This window comes from Serratia sp. CY56464 (genome assembly GCF_052168435.1).
Classification (GTDB): Bacteria; Pseudomonadota; Gammaproteobacteria; order Enterobacterales; family Enterobacteriaceae; genus Serratia; species Serratia marcescens.
This window is the reverse complement of the sequence record NZ_JBJNMV010000001.1, coordinates 847,544-865,820: the sequence shown is the minus strand read 5'-3', so window position 1 is coordinate 865,820 and position 18,277 is coordinate 847,544. Positions and strand designations below refer to the sequence as shown.

The 18,277-nt window shown below is 58.6% G+C and carries 20 protein-coding genes; 8 read left to right on the top strand and 12 right to left on the bottom strand.

Annotated features, from left to right (window positions below):
- Positions 1 to 20: 20 nt before the first annotated feature.
- Entirely contained in the window at positions 21 to 965 is a 945-nt protein-coding gene (znuA, locus tag ACJ8KE_RS04320) for a zinc ABC transporter substrate-binding protein ZnuA (protein WP_028127478.1), read from the bottom strand.
- 78 nt (positions 966 to 1,043) lie between these two features.
- Between znuA and znuC the strand changes: the two genes are divergently transcribed.
- Together znuC and znuB are read left to right on the top strand one after the other, a co-directional pair.
- Positions 1,044 to 1,802: a zinc ABC transporter ATP-binding protein ZnuC gene (gene znuC / locus ACJ8KE_RS04315; protein WP_004932357.1), complete on the top strand. Its 759-nt coding sequence runs from the start codon at positions 1,044 to 1,046 to the stop codon at positions 1,800 to 1,802.
- A complete protein-coding gene (gene znuB, locus ACJ8KE_RS04310; protein WP_016927438.1) occupies positions 1,799 to 2,584 on the top strand; it encodes a zinc ABC transporter permease subunit ZnuB in 786 nt (261 codons plus the stop codon). Before znuC ends, znuB begins: the two co-directional genes overlap by 4 nt.
- Positions 2,585 to 2,645: 61 nt before the next feature.
- Here the strand turns inward: znuB and ruvB are convergent, their stop codons facing one another.
- The 7 genes from ruvB to ACJ8KE_RS04275 form a co-directional block, all read right to left on the bottom strand.
- Positions 2,646 to 3,650, bottom strand: a complete 1,005-nt coding sequence (gene ruvB, locus ACJ8KE_RS04305) for a Holliday junction branch migration DNA helicase RuvB (protein WP_016927437.1) — start codon at positions 3,648 to 3,650, stop codon at positions 2,646 to 2,648.
- Positions 3,651 to 3,669: 19 nt separating this feature from the next.
- A complete protein-coding gene (ruvA, locus tag ACJ8KE_RS04300; protein WP_016927436.1) occupies positions 3,670 to 4,284 on the bottom strand; it encodes a Holliday junction branch migration protein RuvA in 615 nt (204 codons plus the stop codon).
- Positions 4,285 to 4,396: 112 nt separating this feature from the next.
- Entirely contained in the window at positions 4,397 to 4,918 is a 522-nt protein-coding gene (gene ruvC, locus ACJ8KE_RS04295; protein ID WP_004932367.1) for a crossover junction endodeoxyribonuclease RuvC, read from the bottom strand.
- 57 nt (positions 4,919 to 4,975) lie between these two features.
- Positions 4,976 to 5,719: a YebC/PmpR family DNA-binding transcriptional regulator gene (locus ACJ8KE_RS04290; protein WP_004932370.1), complete on the bottom strand. Its 744-nt coding sequence runs from the start codon at positions 5,717 to 5,719 to the stop codon at positions 4,976 to 4,978.
- A gap of 19 nt (positions 5,720 to 5,738) precedes the next feature.
- Complete coding sequence (nudB, locus tag ACJ8KE_RS04285) at positions 5,739 to 6,185, bottom strand: dihydroneopterin triphosphate diphosphatase (RefSeq protein ID WP_004932373.1); 447 nt, start codon at positions 6,183 to 6,185, stop codon at positions 5,739 to 5,741.
- Entirely contained in the window at positions 6,185 to 7,969 is a 1,785-nt protein-coding gene (gene aspS, locus ACJ8KE_RS04280) for an aspartate--tRNA ligase (RefSeq protein ID WP_097101890.1), read from the bottom strand. The genes nudB and aspS overlap by 1 nt, the downstream gene beginning before the upstream one ends.
- 74 nt (positions 7,970 to 8,043) lie before the next feature.
- Positions 8,044 to 8,235, bottom strand: coding sequence for an FmdB family zinc ribbon protein (locus tag ACJ8KE_RS04275; protein ID WP_033632845.1), 192 nt, complete (start codon positions 8,233 to 8,235; stop codon positions 8,044 to 8,046).
- Positions 8,236 to 8,489: 254 nt separating this feature from the next.
- Here ACJ8KE_RS04275 and ACJ8KE_RS04270 point away from each other — a divergent pair, with 254 nt between their 5' ends.
- From ACJ8KE_RS04270 to cmoB, 5 genes are all read left to right on the top strand, one after another.
- Complete coding sequence (locus ACJ8KE_RS04270; RefSeq protein WP_306376826.1) at positions 8,490 to 9,068, top strand: hydrolase; 579 nt, start codon at positions 8,490 to 8,492, stop codon at positions 9,066 to 9,068.
- A gap of 53 nt (positions 9,069 to 9,121) precedes the next feature.
- Complete coding sequence (locus ACJ8KE_RS04265) at positions 9,122 to 9,937, top strand: DUF72 domain-containing protein (protein WP_110147580.1); 816 nt, start codon at positions 9,122 to 9,124, stop codon at positions 9,935 to 9,937.
- Between the two features lie 102 nt (positions 9,938 to 10,039).
- A complete protein-coding gene (locus ACJ8KE_RS04260) occupies positions 10,040 to 10,435 on the top strand; it encodes an MAPEG family protein (protein WP_004932387.1) in 396 nt (131 codons plus the stop codon).
- Positions 10,436 to 10,537: 102 nt separating this feature from the next.
- The gene (gene cmoA, locus ACJ8KE_RS04255; RefSeq protein WP_033640101.1) at positions 10,538 to 11,281 is read left to right on the top strand and encodes a carboxy-S-adenosyl-L-methionine synthase CmoA; all 744 of its coding nucleotides are present in this window, start codon (positions 10,538 to 10,540) and stop codon (positions 11,279 to 11,281) included.
- The gene (gene cmoB, locus ACJ8KE_RS04250) at positions 11,278 to 12,249 is read left to right on the top strand and encodes a tRNA 5-methoxyuridine(34)/uridine 5-oxyacetic acid(34) synthase CmoB (RefSeq protein WP_033640100.1); all 972 of its coding nucleotides are present in this window, start codon (positions 11,278 to 11,280) and stop codon (positions 12,247 to 12,249) included. The genes cmoA and cmoB overlap by 4 nt, the downstream gene beginning before the upstream one ends.
- Before the next feature lie 37 nt (positions 12,250 to 12,286).
- On the opposite strand, the gene ACJ8KE_RS04245 is transcribed toward cmoB, so the two are convergent.
- The 3 genes from ACJ8KE_RS04245 to cutC all read right to left on the bottom strand — a co-directional run bounded on the left by ACJ8KE_RS04245 (position 12,287) and on the right by cutC (position 15,720).
- Positions 12,287 to 14,131 carry an FKBP-type peptidyl-prolyl cis-trans isomerase N-terminal domain-containing protein gene (locus tag ACJ8KE_RS04245; RefSeq protein WP_284065318.1) on the bottom strand — a complete coding sequence of 615 codons (1,845 nt, stop codon included), beginning with the start codon at positions 14,129 to 14,131 and terminating at the stop codon, positions 12,287 to 12,289.
- The gene (locus ACJ8KE_RS04240) at positions 14,128 to 14,532 is read right to left on the bottom strand and encodes a hypothetical protein (RefSeq protein ID WP_028127482.1); all 405 of its coding nucleotides are present in this window, start codon (positions 14,530 to 14,532) and stop codon (positions 14,128 to 14,130) included. Before ACJ8KE_RS04240 ends, ACJ8KE_RS04245 begins: the two co-directional genes overlap by 4 nt.
- Positions 14,533 to 14,961: 429 nt before the next feature.
- Positions 14,962 to 15,720, bottom strand: coding sequence for a copper homeostasis protein CutC (gene cutC, locus ACJ8KE_RS04235; RefSeq protein WP_004932400.1), 759 nt, complete (start codon positions 15,718 to 15,720; stop codon positions 14,962 to 14,964).
- Between the two features lie 101 nt (positions 15,721 to 15,821).
- Between cutC and ACJ8KE_RS04230 the strand changes: the two genes are divergently transcribed.
- The gene (locus ACJ8KE_RS04230; protein WP_016927428.1) at positions 15,822 to 16,970 is read left to right on the top strand and encodes a MalY/PatB family protein; all 1,149 of its coding nucleotides are present in this window, start codon (positions 15,822 to 15,824) and stop codon (positions 16,968 to 16,970) included.
- Here ACJ8KE_RS04230 and ACJ8KE_RS04225 read toward each other — a convergent pair.
- Entirely contained in the window at positions 16,967 to 17,533 is a 567-nt protein-coding gene (locus ACJ8KE_RS04225) for a VOC family protein (protein WP_079451480.1), read from the bottom strand. The genes ACJ8KE_RS04230 and ACJ8KE_RS04225 overlap by 4 nt on opposite strands.
- Positions 17,534 to 18,277 lie beyond the last annotated feature (744 nt).

Here is an 18,277-nt window from a genome sequence, read left to right as displayed (position 1 = left end):
CGATATTATCCTCATAAGCTTTACTTCAGGCAGCTCACGTACTGGTTTGACAGCTGAGCCAGGAATTTCCCGTAGCTGTCCTTCCCCAGCGCGATGCCGGTGCCCAGCGGGTCCAGCGTTCCGGAACGCACTTTGGTACCCTTGGCGACGGCATTGATTACGGCCGGCCTGAATTGTGGCTCAGCAAAAACGCATACCGCTTTTTGCTCAACCAACTGTGTTCGAATTTGGTGTAGGCGCTGTGCTCCAGGCTGAATTTCGGGATTGACGGTGAAATGGCCCAGTGGACTCAAACCGTAGTGTTTCTCAAAGTAGCCGTAAGCATCATGAAAAACAAAATAACCCTTACCTTGCACAGGCGTAAGCATGTTACCAACATTTTTGTCAGTTTGCGTCAGCAGATTCTCGAACTGGCGCAGGTTTGCGTCTAATTTGTCCTTATTTTGCGGCATAAGTTCCAACAATCTGTCGTGAATCGCGATCGCGGTCACTTTTGCTATCTCCGGCGACAGCCAAACGTGCATATTGTACTCGCCGTGATGATGCCCATGATCGTCATCGGCATGGTTATGCGCTTCGCCTGCATGATCATGATCGTCATCCTCTTCGCCTTTCATCAGCAACGGCTTCACCGCCGGCAGTTCGCTGACAGCCAGCTTTCGGGTCGCCGAGATAGGCACCAGCGCCTTGTTCAGGAACGCTTCCATGTCCGGACCGACCCACAACACCAGATCAGCGGAACGCAAGCGTTGGATATCCGAAGGACGCAACGCAAAATCGTGCGGCGAAGCGCCGTCCGGCAGCAACACTTCGGTCGGCGTCACGCCGTCGGCGATGGCCGAAGCGATAAAGCCTAATGGGCGAATCGAGGTCACCACCGCAGCGGAAGCGCTGCTCAGCGGGCCGGCCATCAACAGTGCGCTGGCCAACAGCGTACGCTGCAGCCATTTATTTTTCTTTGCCATCATCAGTAATCCCATCGTTTTCATCAACAAGGCGTGATATTATAACATTCGCTTCGTTCTGCAACCTGTAATCTCGAGATGTCTACACTGATAACGCTAAAAAATATCTCCGTCGCCTTCGGCAGCCGCAAGGTGCTGTCGAACATTTCCCTCAGCCTGCAACCCGGCCGTATTCTCACGCTGCTTGGCCCGAACGGCGCGGGCAAATCCACGCTGGTGCGCGTGGTGCTGGGATTGGTCAAACCGACCGCCGGCACGCTGGAGCGTGAGCCCGATCTGCGCATCGGCTATGTGCCGCAAAAGCTGCACCTCGACGCCACCCTGCCGCTGACCGTCAGCCGTTTTATGCGTCTTAAACCTGGCGTAAAGAAAGCCGACATTCTGCCGGCGCTCAAGCGCGTGCACGCCGCCCACCTGCTCGACCAGCCAATGCAAAAGCTCTCCGGCGGTGAAAACCAGCGCGTGCTGCTGGCGCGAGCGCTGCTGAACAAACCGCAGCTGCTGGTGCTGGACGAACCCACGCAAGGGGTGGACGTCAACGGCCAGCTGGCGCTGTACGATCTGATCGATCAGCTGCGTAAAGAGCTGGGCTGCGCCGTGCTGATGGTGTCGCACGATCTGCATCTGGTGATGGCGAAAACCGACGAGGTACTGTGCCTCAATCAGCACATCTGCTGCTCCGGCGCGCCGGAGGTGGTGTCGATGCATCCTGAATTCATCGCCATGTTCGGCAACCGCGGCGCAGAGCAACTGGCGGTGTATCGCCACCATCACAATCACCGCCACGATCTGCAGGGAAGAATTGTCTTGAAGAAAACCGGGAGCCGCGAAGCATGATTGAACTTTTACTTCCCGGCTGGCTGGCCGGCGTGTTGTTGGCTAGCGCCGCCGGGCCGCTGGGTTCCTTCGTGGTCTGGCGCCGCATGTCCTACTTCGGCGACACCCTGGCGCACGCCTCGCTGCTCGGCGTCGCCTTTGGTCTGCTGCTGGACATCAATCCCTTCTATGCGGTGATCGCCATTACGCTGCTGTTGGCTTTGGCCCTGGTGTGGCTGGAACGTCGCCCGCAGCTCTCGGTGGATACGCTGCTCGGCATTCTGGCCCACAGCGCCCTGTCGCTGGGGCTGGTGGTGGTGGCGTTGATGTCCAACGTGCGGGTCGATCTGATGGCCTACCTGTTCGGCGATCTGCTGTCGGTCACGCTGAGCGACATCGTGATGATCGCCGGCGGCGTCGCCGTGGTGCTGTTGGTGCTGTGGTGGCAATGGCGCGATCTGCTGTCGATGACCATCAGCCCGGAGCTGGCGCACGTCGATGGCGTCAATTTGGCGCGGGCGCGCACCGTGTTGATGCTGGTCACCGCGTTGACCATCGGCCTGGCGATGAAATTCGTCGGCGCGCTGATCATCACCTCGCTGCTGATCATCCCTGCAGCCACCGCCCGCCGCTTCGCGCGCACGCCGGAACAGATGGCCGGCGTCGCGGTGCTGCTCGGGATGGTGGCCGTCACCGGCGGCCTGACCTTCTCGGCGTTTTACGATACGCCGGCCGGCCCTTCGGTAGTGCTGAGCGCCGCCGTGCTGTTCACGCTGAGCCTGTTCAAAAAACAGCAGGCTTGATTAAAGCCGGGATATGACAAGGGCCGCATCTGCGGCCCTTTCTTATTGGCGGATTAAAAATTTACTCTTCGCGTTCGAGACCAAAGTGCCGGTAGGCATGCTGCGTCGCCAGGCGGCCGCGCGGCGTGCGCTGGATAAAGCCCTGCTGGATCAGGAACGGTTCAATCACGTCTTCGATGGTTTCGCGCTCTTCACCGATCGCCGCCGCCAAGTTGTCCAACCCGACCGGGCCGCCGGTAAACTTGTCGATAATCGCCAGCAGCAGTTTGCGATCCATATAGTCGAAGCCTTCGGCATCGACGTTGAGCATATCAAGCGCCTGCGCCGCCACCGAACCGCTGATCACGCCGTTGGCGCGCACTTCAGCGAAATCACGCACCCGGCGCAATAGGCGGTTGGCGATACGCGGCGTGCCGCGCGCGCGGCGGGCCACTTCATGGGCGCCCTCGTCGGACAGCTCCAGCCCCAGGCACCCGGCGCTGCGCGAGACGATGTGCTGCAGATCCGCCACCTGATAAAACTCCAGCCGCTGGACAATGCCGAAGCGATCGCGTAACGGCGAGGTCAGCGAACCGGCACGGGTGGTGGCTCCCACCAACGTGAACGGCGGCAGATCGAGCTTAATCGAACGCGCCGCCGGCCCTTCACCGATCATGATATCCAGCTGATAGTCTTCCATCGCCGGATACAATACTTCTTCCACCACCGGTGACAAACGGTGAATTTCGTCGATGAACAACACGTCGTGCGGTTCGAGGTTGGTCAGCATCGCCGCCAGATCGCCCGCCTTCTCCAGCACCGGGCCGGAAGTGGTGCGCAGATTCACGCCCATTTCGTTGGCCACGATGTTGGCCAGGGTGGTTTTCCCCAGCCCCGGCGGGCCGAAGATCAGCAGGTGGTCGAGCGCGTCGCCGCGCTGCTTGGCCGCCTGGATGAAGATCTCCATCTGCTCGCGTACGTGCGGCTGACCCACGTATTCGGTCAGCAGCTTGGGACGAATGGCGCGATCGAGGACTTCTTCCTCATTGATCGGTTCGGCGGAGATCAGGCGATCGGCTTCAATCATTATCTACCTCTTAGCGGCCTTACAAAGCAGCGCGCAACGCGTCACGGATCAGGGTCTCGCAGTCGGCACCCGGCTTGGCAATTTTGCTGACCATGCGGCTGGCTTCCTGCGGCTTATAGCCCAGCGCTACCAGCGCCGAGACCGCTTCGGCCTCCGCGTCAGCCTCAGGCGCTTTCTCCGCGGCGGACGGCAGGCTGATCTCGCTGCTGCTGTTGAACAGATCGCCGTTCAGCCCTTTGAAGCGGTCTTTCATCTCGACCACCAGGCGCTCGGCGGTTTTCTTGCCTACGCCCGGCAGCTTGACCAGCGCGGTGATCTCTTCGCGCTCCACCGCGCTGACGAACTGCTGCGCGGACATGCCTGACAGGATGGCGAGCGCCAGTTTCGGCCCGACGCCGTTGACCTTGATCAGCTCGCGGAACAGCGCGCGCTCCTGCTTATCGTTGAAACCGTACAGCAGCTGCGCATCTTCACGCACCACGAAGTGGGTAAACACGATGGCCTCTTGCCCCAGTTCCGGCAGCTCGTAAAAGCAGGTCATCGGCATGTGCACTTCATAACCCACACCGTTCGCCTCCAGTAACACCAGCGGCGGCTGCTTTTCCAGAATATTTCCTCTGAGACGACCTATCATTTACCCTCCTGCAGAATGACCGGGCATGGCGCCCTGCCATGCCGTTGCTGGTAAAGCTTATAACATAAAAAAGGCTGGATGAATATCCAGCCTGAGCAATCATCGCTTCGCGTCAGCGCAAACGCCCGCGCGCCAGGTTCAACCGCCCTTCGCTCATCCGCAGCACGTTCTGGCTGAGATGGCAATGGGTGATGGCGATGGCCAGGGCATCCGCGGCATCCGCCTGCGGGTTGGCCGAGAGTTTGAGCAGCGAACGCACCATGTGCTGCACCTGCGCCTTTTCGGCTGCGCCGGTGCCGACCACGGTTTGTTTGACTTGCCGCGCCGCATATTCGAACACTTCCAGATTCTGATTCACCGCCGCGACAATCGCAACGCCGCGCGCCTGACCGAGCTTGAGCGCCGAATCCGGGTTCTTGGCCATAAATACCTGTTCGATGGCGAAGAAATCGGGCTGAAACTGGGTGATGATCTCGCTGACGCCGGCGTAAATCAGCTTCAGCCGCGTCGGCATGTCGTCCACCACCGTACGGATGCAGCCGCTGGCGATATAGCTCAACTGACGCCCCTGCTGGCGAATAAGGCCATAGCCGGTGACGCGCGAGCCGGGATCGATACCGAGTATGATCGCCATATCTACATCCACCTTGCATGCACGGCGCCGCCGAACGGCGGCGCCCGTTTTACCGGATTACAGCGTCGCCGCCACTTCGTCGGAGATTTCACCGTTATGGTAAACTTCCTGCACGTCGTCGCAGTCTTCCAGCATATCGATCAGGCGCAGCAGCTTAGGCGCGGTTTCCGCGTCCATGTCGGCCTTGGTCGATGGGATCATCGACACTTCCGCCGCTTCAGCTTCGAAGCCCGCCGCGGTCAGCGCGTCTTTCACCGCGCCCAGGCTTTCCCAGGCGGTGAACACGTCGATGGCGCCATCGTCATAGGTCACGATGTCTTCCGCACCGGCTTCCAGCGCCGCTTCCATTACGCTGTCTTCATCCAGGCCCGGTGCGTAGGTGATCACGCCCTTCTTGGTGAACAGATAAGCCACGGAACCGTCGGTACCCAGGTTACCGCCGCATTTGGTAAAGGCGTGACGCACTTCCGCCACGGTGCGGTTGCGGTTGTCGCTCAGGCATTCGATCATGACGGCGGTGCCGCCAGGGCCGTAACCTTCATAGATGATGGTTTCCATATTGGTATCATCATCGCCGCCCACGCCGCGCGCGATCGCGCGGTTCATGGTGTCGCGCGTCATGTTGTTCGACAGCGCCTTGTCCATCGCCGCGCGCAGACGCGGGTTGGAATCCGGATCGCCGCCGCCCAGCTTCGCGGCGGTGACCAGCTCACGAATAATCTTGGTGAAAATTTTACCGCGCTTGGCGTCCTGCGCCGCTTTACGGTGCTTTGTGTTGGCCCACTTACTATGACCTGCCATAAAAAATCTCCGAAAAAAACTACTGGACTGAATTGATCACGAACTCTTCAATCGCCTGCTGATTGCTCCACGACTTGGTCAACTTCACGGCCTCGGCCGCCTCAAGCCATTGGTAAGCGTGATGCTCGGTAATTACCGGATCGCGCTCCTCGGGCAACGCCAGACAGAACCAGTGCTCTTTATTGCGCGTGGTTCCCGGCGCATAGCGATGTCGCAAATGGACAAAGAGTTCAAACTCCACGCAGCGCTGGCAATCGAACAACGGCAGGTGCTCTGCTTCGATATCGATGCCCACTTCTTCCATGACCTCACGCCGTGCGGCATGCGGCGGCGACTCATCCTGTTCCAGGCTGCCGGTGACCGACTGCCAGAACTCGGTATCGTCGCGCCGCTGTAACATCAGCACCCGACCACTGGATTTCGCGTAAATCACTACCAGGATAGATTCAGGGCGCTTGTAACTCATCACTCGCTCTCTTGTTCCGCACCGACTTTCTTTACCACACTGATCGCCAGCTCCTGCAGCGACGCCGGGTTGGCGAAGCTCGGTGCGTCGGTCATCAGACAGGCCGCCGCGGTGGTTTTCGGGAAAGCGATGACGTCGCGGATGTTGTCGGTGCCGGTCAGCAGCATCACCAGACGATCCAGGCCGAAGGCCAGGCCGGCGTGCGGCGGCGTGCCGTACTTCAGCGCGTCCAGCAGGAAGCCGAACTTCTCGCGCTGTTCATGTTCGTCGATGCCCAGAATGCTGAATACCGTCTGCTGCATTTCGCTGCGGTGAATACGCACCGAACCGCCGCCCACTTCGTAACCGTTGATCACCATGTCATAAGCGTTGGCGATAGCGTTGACCGGCGCGGCGGCCAGCTCTTCCGGGCTCATGTCGCGCGGCGAGGTGAACGGGTGGTGCATCGCCGCCAGGCCGCCCTCTTCGTCTTCTTCGAACATCGGGAAGTCGACCACCCACAGCGGCGCCCAGCTGTCGAGTTGGGTCAGCCCCAGATCGCGTCCCAGCTTCAGGCGCAGCGCGCCCATCGCATCGGTGACAATCTTGAAACTGTCTGCGCCGAAGAACAGGATGTCGCCGGTCTGCGCGTCGGTGCGCGCCAGGACAGCTTCCAGCACTTCCGCGCTGAGGAATTTGGCGATCGGGCTCTGCACGCCTTCCATGCCGGCGGCGCGGTCGTTGACCTTCAGCCAGGCCAGGCCTTTGGCGCCGTAGATGTTGACGAAAGCGCCGTACTCATCGATCTGCTTGCGGGTCAGCTGTGCGCCGCCCGGTACGCGGATCGCCGCCACGCGGCCTTTGGCGTCGTTGGCCGGGCCGGAGAACACTTTGAACTCGACGTCCTTGACCAGGTCGGCCACGTCCACCAGCTCCAGCGGGTTACGCAGGTCCGGCTTGTCGGAACCAAAGCGACGCATCGCTTCGGCGAAGGTCATGACCGGGAAATCGCCCAGATCCACGCCCTTCACGTCCAGCCACAGTTCACGCGCCAGTTTCTCCATCACTTCACGCACCTGCTCGGCGGTCATGAAGGAGGTTTCGACGTCGATCTGGGTGAATTCAGGCTGACGATCCGCACGCAGATCTTCATCGCGGAAGCATTTGACGATCTGGTAGTAACGATCGAAGCCGGACATCATCAGCAGCTGTTTAAACAGCTGCGGAGACTGCGGCAGCGCGTAGAATTTGCCCTTGTGCACGCGGCTCGGCACCAGGTAATCGCGGGCGCCTTCCGGCGTCGCCTTGGTCAGCATCGGCGTTTCGATGTCGAGGAAGCCGTGGCTGTCCATGAAACGACGCACGAAGCTGGTGATTTTGGCGCGAGTCTTCAGACGCTCGGCCATTTCCGGGCGACGCAGATCGAGGTAACGGTATTTCAGGCGCGCTTCTTCGCTGTTGACCTGGTTGGAGTCCAGCGGCAGCGGCTCGGAGCGGTTGATGATCTCAAGCGCGTGGGCAAACACTTCCACTTCGCCGGTGGCCATATCTTTATTGATCTGGCTGTCCGGACGCGCACGCACGGTGCCGACGATCTGGATGCAGAACTCATTGCGCAGGTCGTAGGCCTTGTCGAACGCCACTTTCTGGTCCGGATCGAAGAACACCTGCACGATGCCTTCGCGGTCGCGCATATCAATAAAGATCAGGCCGCCCAGATCGCGACGACGATTGACCCAACCACACAGAGTGACTTCCTGGCCCACGTGGGACAGATTCAACTGCCCGCAATATTCAGTACGCATACGCTATCCTTTTACACAGCCGATGCCGCGCCGGGCTACTGCGCCCCTGTCGCGCGGCTGTTATCTGATAAATTCTACTTGTTACCCGGTTTAAAATCCGTCGCATACCAGCCGGTGCCCTTAAGCTGGAAGCCGGAGGATGAGATCAACTTGGTCAACGCGGGCTGCCCACACGCCGGGCAGTCTGCCAGCGGCGCATCGGAAAATTTTTGCAATTTCTCTAACCGATGGTTGCAAGCACCACATGCATATTCATAAATCGGCATAGGTCGTTGGATTAAAGAGTGTTGAAAAAAGGGAGTCATTATAAAGGAAATTCATCCGCCCGATAAGTGCGAACACAGCATTGTTACTGCACTAAATGGCGCGTTTTTGTCCGAATCAACACATCGGTTAACAAATTTCCCATTAACCTGCGACAGTTTTTTCACGTAGCCTGATTCTCCCCCGGTTTTGCGCCGAACGCAGCTCGTCCGACGCGCCGAACAGTTTTTATCCACTTCGCAACGAGATGAAATCCATGCTGAAACTTGACGCCCAAACCACCGCTCTGGTGCTGATCGATTTGCAAAACGGTATTCTGCCCTACGCCGGCGGCCCGCACGGCGCCGACCAGGTGGTGGCGAACGCCGCCCTGCTGGCCGCGCGTTTTCGCATGCTGGGCGCGCCGGTGCTGTTGGTGCGCGTCGGTTGGTCAGACTCCTTCGCCGAGGCGCTGAAACAACCGGTGGATAAACCGGCTCCCGCGCCCGCCAGCGGTTTGCCGGCCACCTGGTGGGAGTTCCCCGCGCCGCTGGCGGTCTGCGACAACGATATTTTGATCACCAAGCGCCAATGGGGCGCCTTCTACGGCACCGATCTGGACTTGCAGCTGCGCCGTCGCGGCATCAAATCCGTAGTCTTGGGCGGCATATCCACCAATATCGGCGTGGAGTCCACCGCCCGCGCCGCCTGGGAACACGGCTATGAGCTGGTGATCGCCGAAGACGTCTGCAGCGCGCAGAACGCGGAAATGCACCGTTTCGCGTTCGAACACATCTTCCCGCGTTTGGCGCGGGTGCGCGACACCGGCGAAATTCTTGCCGCGCTCGACCGGTAACGTTAAGTTGTAGCCTGATAATCCAAGCACAAGTAAAGGAAGACGACGCCGTGATCTACATCGGACTGCCGCAGTGGCAACATGCAGCCTGGAACCGTATCGGGCTGCGTGATTTGGCGGATTACAGCCGCTACTTCAACTGCGTGGAAGGCAACACCACCTTCTACGCGCTGCCGAAACTGGACATCGTGCAGCGCTGGCGCGACATGACCGGCGACGATTTTCGCTTCTGCTTCAAATTCCCGTCGGACATCAGCCACAAGGCCGCCCTGCGCAACTGCGCCGCCGAGCTGCAGGCGTTTTACCACTGTCTGAGCCCGGTGCATCAGCGCATCGGCCAGTTGTGGCTGCAGCTGCCCGCCGCCTTCGGCCCCGATGAGCTGCCGCGCATGTGGCAGTTCTTCGAAAGCCTGCCGCAGGAATTCACCTACGGCGTAGAAGTGCGTCATCCGGCGTTTTTCGCCAAGGGCGAGGAAGAGCGCGCGTTGAATCAGGGGTTGCACCAGCGCGGCATCAATCGGGTGATCCTCGACAGCCGCCCGGTGCATCACGCCGCCCCCAACACCGCTGCCGTACGCGATGCCCAGCAGAAAAAACCGAAGCTGCCGGTACACGCGCTGGTCACCGCCGACCAACCGTTGGTGCGCTTTATCGGCGGTGACCAGTTGGCCGATAACCTGCGCTGGTTCGAAGCCTGGCAGCAAAAACTGCCGCAGTGGCAGCAACAGCATCAGCCCTATCTGTTTATTCATACGCCGGACAACGGCGATTCGCCCCAGCAGGCGCAAAAAATTTGGCAGCAGTTGCGCCTGGCGATCCCTGATTTGCCTGCGCCGCCAGACTGGCCAGAACAAGATGCACTGTTTTGACCTATTAATCTGACCAATAACATCAAATATTTCCCCGCGACAGTGAATACAATGACGGCTATGATGCTGACTGCCAGTTTTGGTTAGGGAACGGAGTTAAAAATGGTAAGCGCGCTTTATGTGGTGCTCGGCGCATTGTTGTTGATCAAACTCTCTTATGACGTAGTCAGATTAAGGATGCAGTACCGCGTAGCCTACGGCGACGGCGGTTTCTACGAATTGCAGACCGCCATACGCGTGCATGGCAACGCCGTTGAATACATTCCTATCGCTGCCGTATTGCTGGTGATCATGGAAATGAACGGTGCGGAAATCTGGATGATTCACCTCTGCGGCCTGATGCTGATGGCCGGGCGGCTGGTGCATTACTACGGTTTACGCAACCGTGAGGTTCGCTGGCGCCGTTCCGGCATGGCCGCGACCTATATCTCTTTGTTGTTGATGGTTCTGGCAAATATCTTCTATCTGCCTTGGGATCTGATTTTCAGCCTGCACTGATCCCGTTTTATCATCAGGCGGCCGTGCCGCCTGCTTCCGCTCCGCTTTTTTGCGCTTTTCTGTTAGACTACGCAGCTTCGAATTCTGAACTGATTTGCCGCTATGCCAAACCGCGATACCCTTTTCTCCGCTCCCATCGCCAAATTGGGCGACTGGACCTTCGACGAACGCGTCGCCGAAGTGTTCCCCGACATGATCCAACGCTCGGTTCCCGGCTATTCCAACATCATCTCGATGATCGGCATGCTGGCCGAACGCTTTGTGCACCCCGACAGCCGAGTGTATGACCTGGGCTGCTCGCTGGGCGCAGCGACGCTGTCAATGCGGCGAAATATCAAGGTGCCCGGCTGCACTATCATCGCCGTCGACAATTCGCCGGCGATGGTGGAACGTTGCCGCCGCCATATTGACGCCTTCCGCGCCGACACGCCGGTTGACGTCATCGAAGCCGACATTCGCGACATCGACATCGAAGACGCCTCGATGGTGGTACTGAACTTTACGCTGCAGTTCCTCGAGCCGGCCGATCGCCTGCGCCTGCTGGAGAAAATCTATCGTGGCCTGCGCCCGGGCGGTGCGCTGGTGTTGTCGGAAAAATTCAGCTTTGAAGACGCCGAAGTCGGCGAGCTGCTGTTCAACATGCACCACGATTTCAAACGCGCCAACGGATACAGCGAGCTGGAGATCAGCCAAAAACGCAGCATGCTGGAAAACGTGATGCTGACCGATTCAGTGGAAGCGCACAAAGCGCGTCTGCAACAGGCCGGATTCGAGCATGCTGAGGTGTGGTTCCAGTGCTTCAACTTCGGTTCACTGATCGCCCTGAAAGCGGGGGATGCGCAATGATCGAATTCGGTGATTTCTATCAGCGCATTGCCAAGAGCCCTCTCAGCCACTGGCTGGATACGCTGCCCGCACAGCTGAGCGCCTGGCAACGCGAATCGCTGCACGGCAAATTCAAGCAGTGGTTCAACTCGGTGGAACATTTGCCGACGCTGACCCCCACCCGTCTCGATCTGCTGCACGGCGTGCGCGCTGAGATGGAGCCCGGCCTGTCGCCGGGCCAGCTTGAAGGCGTCGAGAAAATGCTGCGCACCCTGATGCCGTGGCGTAAAGGGCCGTTCTCGCTGTATGGCATCGATATCGATACCGAATGGCATTCCGACTGGAAATGGGATCGCGTGCTGCCGCACATTTCTCCGCTGGCCGGACGCACCATTCTCGATGTCGGCTGCGGTAGCGGTTATCACCTGTGGCGCATGATCGGCGCCGGCGCACATCTCGCCGTAGGCATCGATCCGATGCAACTGTTCCTGTGCCAGTTCGAAGCGGTGCGCAAGCTGTTGGGCGGCGATCAGCGCGCCCACCTGCTGCCGCTCGGCATCGAGCAATTGCCGGATTTGGCGGCGTTCGACACCGTGTTCTCAATGGGGGTGCTGTATCACCGCCGCTCGCCGCTCGATCATCTGTATCAACTGAAAAATCAGCTGGTAGCTGAAGGCGAACTGGTGCTGGAAACGCTGGTGGTGGAAGGCGATCGCCACCAGGTGCTGGTGCCGGGCGATCGTTATGCGCAGATGCGCAACGTGTATTTCATTCCTTCCGCCGAGGCGCTGAAATGCTGGCTGGAGAAGTGCGGTTTCGTCGACGTGAAGATTGCCGATATGTGCGTCACCAGTCTCGAAGAGCAGCGCCGCACCGACTGGATGACCAGCGAATCACTGGCCGAATTCCTCGATCCGAACGATCGCAGCAAAACGGTGGAAGGCTATCCGGCGCCCCTGCGCGCCGTGCTGACTGCAAAAAAACCCTAGCGCTCGCTTAATCGGGCCGGCCTGCGCCGGCCCCCAGTTACCCGTTGCTGGCATCGACAATCCGCAGCTCATAGACCATCGTCGCGTTCGGAGGGATCTGCGGCGCATAGCCCGTTTCACCGTACGCCAACGCCGGCGGCACCACCATCGTCAGCGAACCGTGATTTTTCAGATGACCGATCGCCTCGCGGAACAACGGTGGATAGGCGGAGAGCGGCTGAGACATCACCTTTCCACTGCGATCCATATCCTGAATCACGCTGCCGTCGGTTAAGCTCTCTTTCACCACGATGTCTACCCGCGCGTTTTCCGCAATGGTTTCATCACCCGTATAATCGATGCGATACCAGAAGCCGGAAGGCGATTTCTGCGTGCCCTTCTTCTTTTTGAACTCGGCAACGAACGCCTCACCCTTGCTGGTCTGCGTCTTCGCCGCCTGGTTTCTGGCGTCACTCACCGCTTTTTCCGACTCCGCCAGCGCGCGGGTCAGCTGCGCATCGCTCAACTGGTAATGGCCGTTGAAGGTATCGATCACGCCGGCCAGCAACATGGTTTTATCGGGTGTGATGCCCCAATTTTTACGCTCAGCCAGCATCGTTTGGATATCGCGCCCCAAGGCGACGCCGGCAGCATAGCTCTGTTGCTCCGGTTTTTTCTTCAGCGTTTTCACTTCCGGCAACCATTTGGCCCGCGATCTCAGCCCGCTCAGTTCGTCTTGCAAAGCTTGCTGAGCCTGATGGGCGGCAGCCAGCTCCGCTGCCGTTTTATCCGCCCGTTGCGTCGCTTCATCCCTCTTCTGCGCTGCCTGCGTGCTTTCCGCCGTCACCGCCGCCAGACGTTGTTCCAGCATTTTGGCCTGCTCGGTTTGCGCTTTGTTTTTTTCCTGCAGTTGCGCCAACTGCCGCTGCAGTTCCTCCGTCGCTTTGGCGGCTTCTATCGCCTGCTTTGCCAACGACGCCTGCAGGCTTTTCTCTTGTTGCTCAGCCTGCCGACGTTGGTCATCACGCTCTTTCTGCAGCTGCGCCAGCCGCTGTTGAAGCTCGCCCACCGCCTTGGCGGCTTCGGCTTTTTGTTGTTCCAGCGCCCTCTTCAGGCTTTTCTCTTGTTGCCCCTCCTGCTGTCGTTGGACGCCCTGTTCTTTCTGCAGCTGCGCCAGCTGCCGCTGCAGTTCATCCGTCAACTTGGCGGCCTCGACCTTTTGTCGTTCCAGCTCAGCGGCGGCCGCTTTTTTGTCCTGCTCATAACGCTGACGCGCTTTATCATTGGCGGTTTGCGCCGCCGCCAGCTTCTCCTCCCAAACCTGCTGCCGAACGTTTTCCGCCTGTTTGGGTAAGGCCGCCAGCCGTTGTTCCAGCAAGGCAATGCGCCGATCTCGCTCCGCGGTTTGTTGCTTTTGCCGCACCAACGCGGCTTGCGCCTCGGCGATCTGCGCCTGAGCCTTGCGCTCCTGCGGCGTCAGGTTCAGCGCCTGTCGCACGCCGCTGGCGAAGTCGCTCAACGCGCTCAGATCGGGAGCCGGTGCCGGTTTATCGGCAACCGTCAGGGATGACGCAACGCGCAGCGCGGTCAGCTCCTGCTGCAGTGATTGAATAGCGGCTTGCTGTTGTTCCAGTCGAGTCTCTTTCTCACGCAGCGCCTTTTGCAACTGCGTCAGTTGCTTTCTCTGCGCAGCCGTTTCACGAAGTTGAACCGGCCGGGACGCCGGCTTTTGGATTTCCCGGGGCGGGGTAACCGCGGCGTCAGCCGCCGGTGCATCCTGTTGCTGGTAGCGCTCGGCAAACTGCAATAATGCAGGCACATCGTCATCCGCCACGGCCAGCGTTGGCGCAAGCGCCAGCGATATCATCAGGCTCAGCAGTGCCTTTCTCGCACGAGGGATCATTGGGCGCGTTCTCCGCGCTCAGCCAGACCGGTCATCATGGCAGAACTGATGTCTGCGCACAGACGGCTGGTGCGATAACGATACAGTGCATCGACGGTTTCCTGCGTGCCCGTATTGATCCGTTGGCGCACGCCGGCATACTGCGCCGCACCGCTCATCAAGGTATCGAACTCGCGTTTGAATTTCTGATATTTCTCGTTATCCATGCCGCGCATGGCATCCAGTTCGCGTTGGCACTGCTGCATGCGCTCGGCCTCACGCTGCCGCTTATCCTGCTCCGCAACTTCTTCTGCGCTGGGCGGCTTACTCAATGTAGAAACGGGCCGCTTGGCGGTCTGGCAGCCGGTCAGGGCCAACGTCAGTAAAAGCGCAGCGGTCCAACAGTGTGCCGTTCGGGTCATTATCATTATCTCCTTGTTAAGTCCGCCGCCAACGCGCTCTGCAGTCGAGCTGACGGCTCTCCTCATTGATGCTGTGATGTTCCGGCCATCAGCCAAGCCGTGTTCGGACATGAAAATGCAGACGCAGCATTGAGAGGCATGGCGCCAATAATTCACTGCATCAATGCATATCAAAAAATCATTTAATATTATGATATTTAAAGGATTTTAATTCACAAACTTATCAGCAGGGCATGACAATCGCAAGAAGAGATGGGGGGTTGGTCGACCGAGATACCGCGTTGAAACGGCTAATGGTCTTTACAAAACATAAAAAAAGCCCCGGCAAAACGCCGGGGCCTGGTACTTGCGTGATCGCCGAGGACTCAGTGACACGCAAAGGGGTCTTACGGCCCGGAAACCGGTTGTCAAACGCGGCTAACTGCGTGTTTATGCGCTTTGCGCCAGAGGATCAACCAAGGCCAGCGCGTTTTTCATCGCCTCCACCATTTCGCCATCCACGCAATAATGGCTAAATTCGTCAAACTCGTTATCGGAGCACATGGTGACGCCCGCCTTGCGATAACGCATGGTCGACGGCACCAGATGGCCGGAAGAGCTGTGCAGTTCATGCAGGCCGATATCGACAAACTTATGCAGATTGCTGAGGCGCACACCGGCCCCCGCCATGATCACCGGGCCTTGGCTGGCCTGGCGCAAATCGCGCAGCAACGGCAGGCCAAGTTCGGCGCTCTGCTGCTGGCCGGAGGTCAGAATGCGCGCCACACCCAGCTCGGTCAGTTGCTCCAGCGCCACCATCGGATTCTGGCACATATCGAACGCGCGATGGAACGTCACCGCCATGCCTTCGCACAGCCTCATCACTTCGCGCATGCGCGGCAGATCGATGTGCCCTTCGTCGTCCAGCATGCCAACCACCACACCGGGGAACCCCATCTCGCGAATTTGGCGGATGTCTTGTTTGATCACTTCGAAATCCACCGCGCCGTAACAGAAATCGCCACCGCGCGGGCGAACGATCGGATGCACCGGGATCGAAACCCGCTCACGCGCCAGACGCAGCGTGCCATAACTCGGCGTCAATCCCCCTTCGCTCTGGCTGGCGCACAACTCGATGCGATCGGCGCCCGCCCGTTCGGCCGTCAGCGCACAGTCGACGCTAAAGCAACAAACTTCCAGTTTTATCATTGTCACCCCCAGATAACGGCCAACATACGGCGGCAATTGTTCATTTCTTCATTTCTCACGTAGGCTCATGCATAGGCATAAACCGGCTCAGGGTTATCACTATGGCATTCAATTTTGATCAATGGGTAGACCGCAGTCACAGTGACAGCGTTAAGTGGGATAAATATCGCGGCAGCGACATCATCCCGCTTTGGGTCGCCGACAGCGATTTCACCTCACCGCCGGCGGTGATCGAAGCCTTGCAGCGCCGCGTAGCACACGGCGTATTCGGCTACACCCACCCATCCCCTGATCTTATTGAGGTTTTTACCCGCCGCATGGTAGAGCGCTACGATTGGCACATCAAGCCTGAATGGATCATTTTCCTGCCTGGCCTGGTGTGCGGCCTGAACCTGTGCGTGCGAGCCTGCACCGAAGAACATCAGAGCACGCTGGCCCCCTCGCTCATTTATCCGCCGTTTCGCAAAGCGGCCAAATTCGCCGGGCGTAAACACCTTTCGGTATCGCTAACAGCGGTCAACCAGCGTTGGGGGCTGGATTTTTCCTCGATGCATGATCGGCTCAACGGCAACGAAAAACTCCTGTTGCTGTGCAACCCGCAGAACCCCGGTGGCACCGTGTATCGCCGAGAGGAGCTGTTGCAGCACCACCGGTTCGCTCGCGAACACGATTTAATCGTCTGTTCGGATGAGATTCACTGCGAACTGCTGCTTGAGCCCGGCGCGCGCCATATCCCCTTCGCCACCCTGAATGAAGACGCGGCCCAACGCAGCGTGACGCTGATGTCGCCGTCAAAGACGTTTAATCTCGCCGGGCTCGGCGCCTCGATGGCGATCGTCCCTAATGAGGCGCTGCGACAAAAGCTGAAACGCGCGCGCAGCGGCATCGTGCCGGAGGTCAATCTGCTGGCGCTGGTCGCCGCCCAGGCGGCCTATCAATACGGGCAACCCTGGCTGGACGAGCAGTTGATTTATCTGCGCGCCAATCGCGATCGGGTGACAGAACGCATCAACGCCATGCCGGGATTGAAGTTGTTGCCGATTGAAGCCACCTATTTGGCCTGGATCGACTGCGGCGCGTTGCCGGTGGACAATCCGCATCAGTTCTTCGAGCGCGCGGGCGTTGGATTAAGCGCCGGTTTGGATTTCGGCGATCGGCGCTTTGTGCGGCTTAACTTTGGTTGCCGATGGGCCCTGCTCGATGAAGCGCTCGATCGCATGGCGCGAGCCTGTGCGGCGCTGCCTGGCTAACCTTGTTCGCTGGCGACGATGTCTCGAATGGAATACGGATGAAACTTGATCGTGACCGTTCCGTCGGTGATGGCCAGCGTCGGGTTCGGTAGCCGCTCGCCCTCGCCTTTTGGCGAGCTTTGCTTCAGCTTGATCCCCGGCGCCAACAATGCCTCATCGGCAAGGTGGCTCAACGCCCGAGCGTACAGCGTCTGAGGATCGCCACTGAGCACTAATTCGACGTGTTCCCAGCCTTCGTGCGGATAGCGCTTCTCCCCAGGATACGGCAGCTCGATGCAGTCTATCCGCCACGGCCCTACGGCCAGCGGCTGAGACAAATCGAACAGACAGATAGGCCGCCCGTTGATCATCGATTCGGATAGCAGTGTCCCGCACTGCATCAGCCCCTGGCGCCAACGTTCAGCGGTGGCATTCTGGTGACAGCGCAGGGAGATGTGATCGGCGGTGAACGCGGCCAGATCAAGCCGCAATTTGGCGGCAAATTGATGCAACGCCTGCTCGAAACGCGGCAAATCGAGCGCCAGATCGTCAAGCTCGGCAACGGTCTGCAAGGGAGTGGTCATAGAAACCTCAAAACAACGGAGCGCAAAGTTAAACGCCGTAATTTACACGGTGGCGGCAGCGCTCGCCACCGTGGCGACGTTTTTCGGCGGCGGTTCAGAATGATTTTTGGTTGCGGACGGGGAGAATAAAAACCAGTTTCTTATTAAGATGACAGCTTATTAAAGCAACAGAAAAATAAAAAATAAGATTTTTCGCAAGCCATTATACCTTCTCTTCATGACGTTATGATTTAAGTTATTTTGCACAAAACTCTCTGCACTCCATTGGTCAAGTCGATTGAATAGTCTGGTTTAATCAAACCTGATTCACTTATCGAAGTCACATAAAACCATAAGCACAACCTATTGTAAAAAAAGAAAATAAACCCCATTAATTGATGGGAAGCTAAGGATTATCTTAATTTACCCCCAGACAATTGATTCACCAAGACAACTCCGCTACTTTGGAGGAAATTTAAATTCGAGATGATCATTATGTTATTGCTGACGATATCCTTGGTGTTGATAATTATCGCCGTATACGCCATCTACCGTCATTTCAAATCACGCAGCGTCAACACGCTGGATGCCGGTCGCCGCAATAAAAAACGCTAGCTTCGCAACTCTCCCCTTCGTACATTCTGTTCAGGTCATTCTGCTTTCACCTTCCGGCAATCAACGCGCCGCACCCGACAACTGTTTCATCGCAGCGGCCGCGCCAACTGCTGACGGGCTTCGTCAGATCGGTTACAATTACAGGCTGTT

What these genes read in the sequence shown, in the direction of transcription:
- znuA (WP_028127478.1), bottom strand. Translation starts at nt 965, where the DNA reads ATGGCAAAGAAAAATAAATGGCTGCAGCGTACGCTGTTGGCCAGCGCA.
- nudB (WP_004932373.1), bottom strand. Translation starts at nt 6,185, where the DNA reads ATGAGTTACAAGCGCCCTGAATCTATCCTGGTAGTGATTTACGCGAAA.
- ACJ8KE_RS04275 (WP_033632845.1), bottom strand. Translation starts at nt 8,235, where the DNA reads ATGCCGATTTATGAATATGCATGTGGTGCTTGCAACCATCGGTTAGAG.
- ACJ8KE_RS04290 (WP_004932370.1), bottom strand. Translation starts at nt 5,719, where the DNA reads ATGGCAGGTCATAGTAAGTGGGCCAACACAAAGCACCGTAAAGCGGCG.
- cmoA (WP_033640101.1), top strand. Translation starts at nt 10,538, where the DNA reads ATGCCAAACCGCGATACCCTTTTCTCCGCTCCCATCGCCAAATTGGGC.
- ruvC (WP_004932367.1), bottom strand. Translation starts at nt 4,918, where the DNA reads ATGGCGATCATACTCGGTATCGATCCCGGCTCGCGCGTCACCGGCTAT.
- znuC (WP_004932357.1), top strand. Translation starts at nt 1,044, where the DNA reads ATGTCTACACTGATAACGCTAAAAAATATCTCCGTCGCCTTCGGCAGC.
- ACJ8KE_RS04225 (WP_079451480.1), bottom strand. Translation starts at nt 17,533, where the DNA reads ATGACCACTCCCTTGCAGACCGTTGCCGAGCTTGACGATCTGGCGCTC.
- ACJ8KE_RS04260 (WP_004932387.1), top strand. Translation starts at nt 10,040, where the DNA reads ATGGTAAGCGCGCTTTATGTGGTGCTCGGCGCATTGTTGTTGATCAAA.
- ACJ8KE_RS04270 (WP_306376826.1), top strand. Translation starts at nt 8,490, where the DNA reads ATGCTGAAACTTGACGCCCAAACCACCGCTCTGGTGCTGATCGATTTG.
- ACJ8KE_RS04230 (WP_016927428.1), top strand. Translation starts at nt 15,822, where the DNA reads ATGGCATTCAATTTTGATCAATGGGTAGACCGCAGTCACAGTGACAGC.
- ruvB (WP_016927437.1), bottom strand. Translation starts at nt 3,650, where the DNA reads ATGATTGAAGCCGATCGCCTGATCTCCGCCGAACCGATCAATGAGGAA.
- ruvA (WP_016927436.1), bottom strand. Translation starts at nt 4,284, where the DNA reads ATGATAGGTCGTCTCAGAGGAAATATTCTGGAAAAGCAGCCGCCGCTG.
- ACJ8KE_RS04245 (WP_284065318.1), bottom strand. Translation starts at nt 14,131, where the DNA reads ATGATCCCTCGTGCGAGAAAGGCACTGCTGAGCCTGATGATATCGCTG.
- ACJ8KE_RS04240 (WP_028127482.1), bottom strand. Translation starts at nt 14,532, where the DNA reads ATGACCCGAACGGCACACTGTTGGACCGCTGCGCTTTTACTGACGTTG.
- znuB (WP_016927438.1), top strand. Translation starts at nt 1,799, where the DNA reads ATGATTGAACTTTTACTTCCCGGCTGGCTGGCCGGCGTGTTGTTGGCT.
- aspS (WP_097101890.1), bottom strand. Translation starts at nt 7,969, where the DNA reads ATGCGTACTGAATATTGCGGGCAGTTGAATCTGTCCCACGTGGGCCAG.
- cutC (WP_004932400.1), bottom strand. Translation starts at nt 15,720, where the DNA reads ATGATAAAACTGGAAGTTTGTTGCTTTAGCGTCGACTGTGCGCTGACG.
- cmoB (WP_033640100.1), top strand. Translation starts at nt 11,278, where the DNA reads ATGATCGAATTCGGTGATTTCTATCAGCGCATTGCCAAGAGCCCTCTC.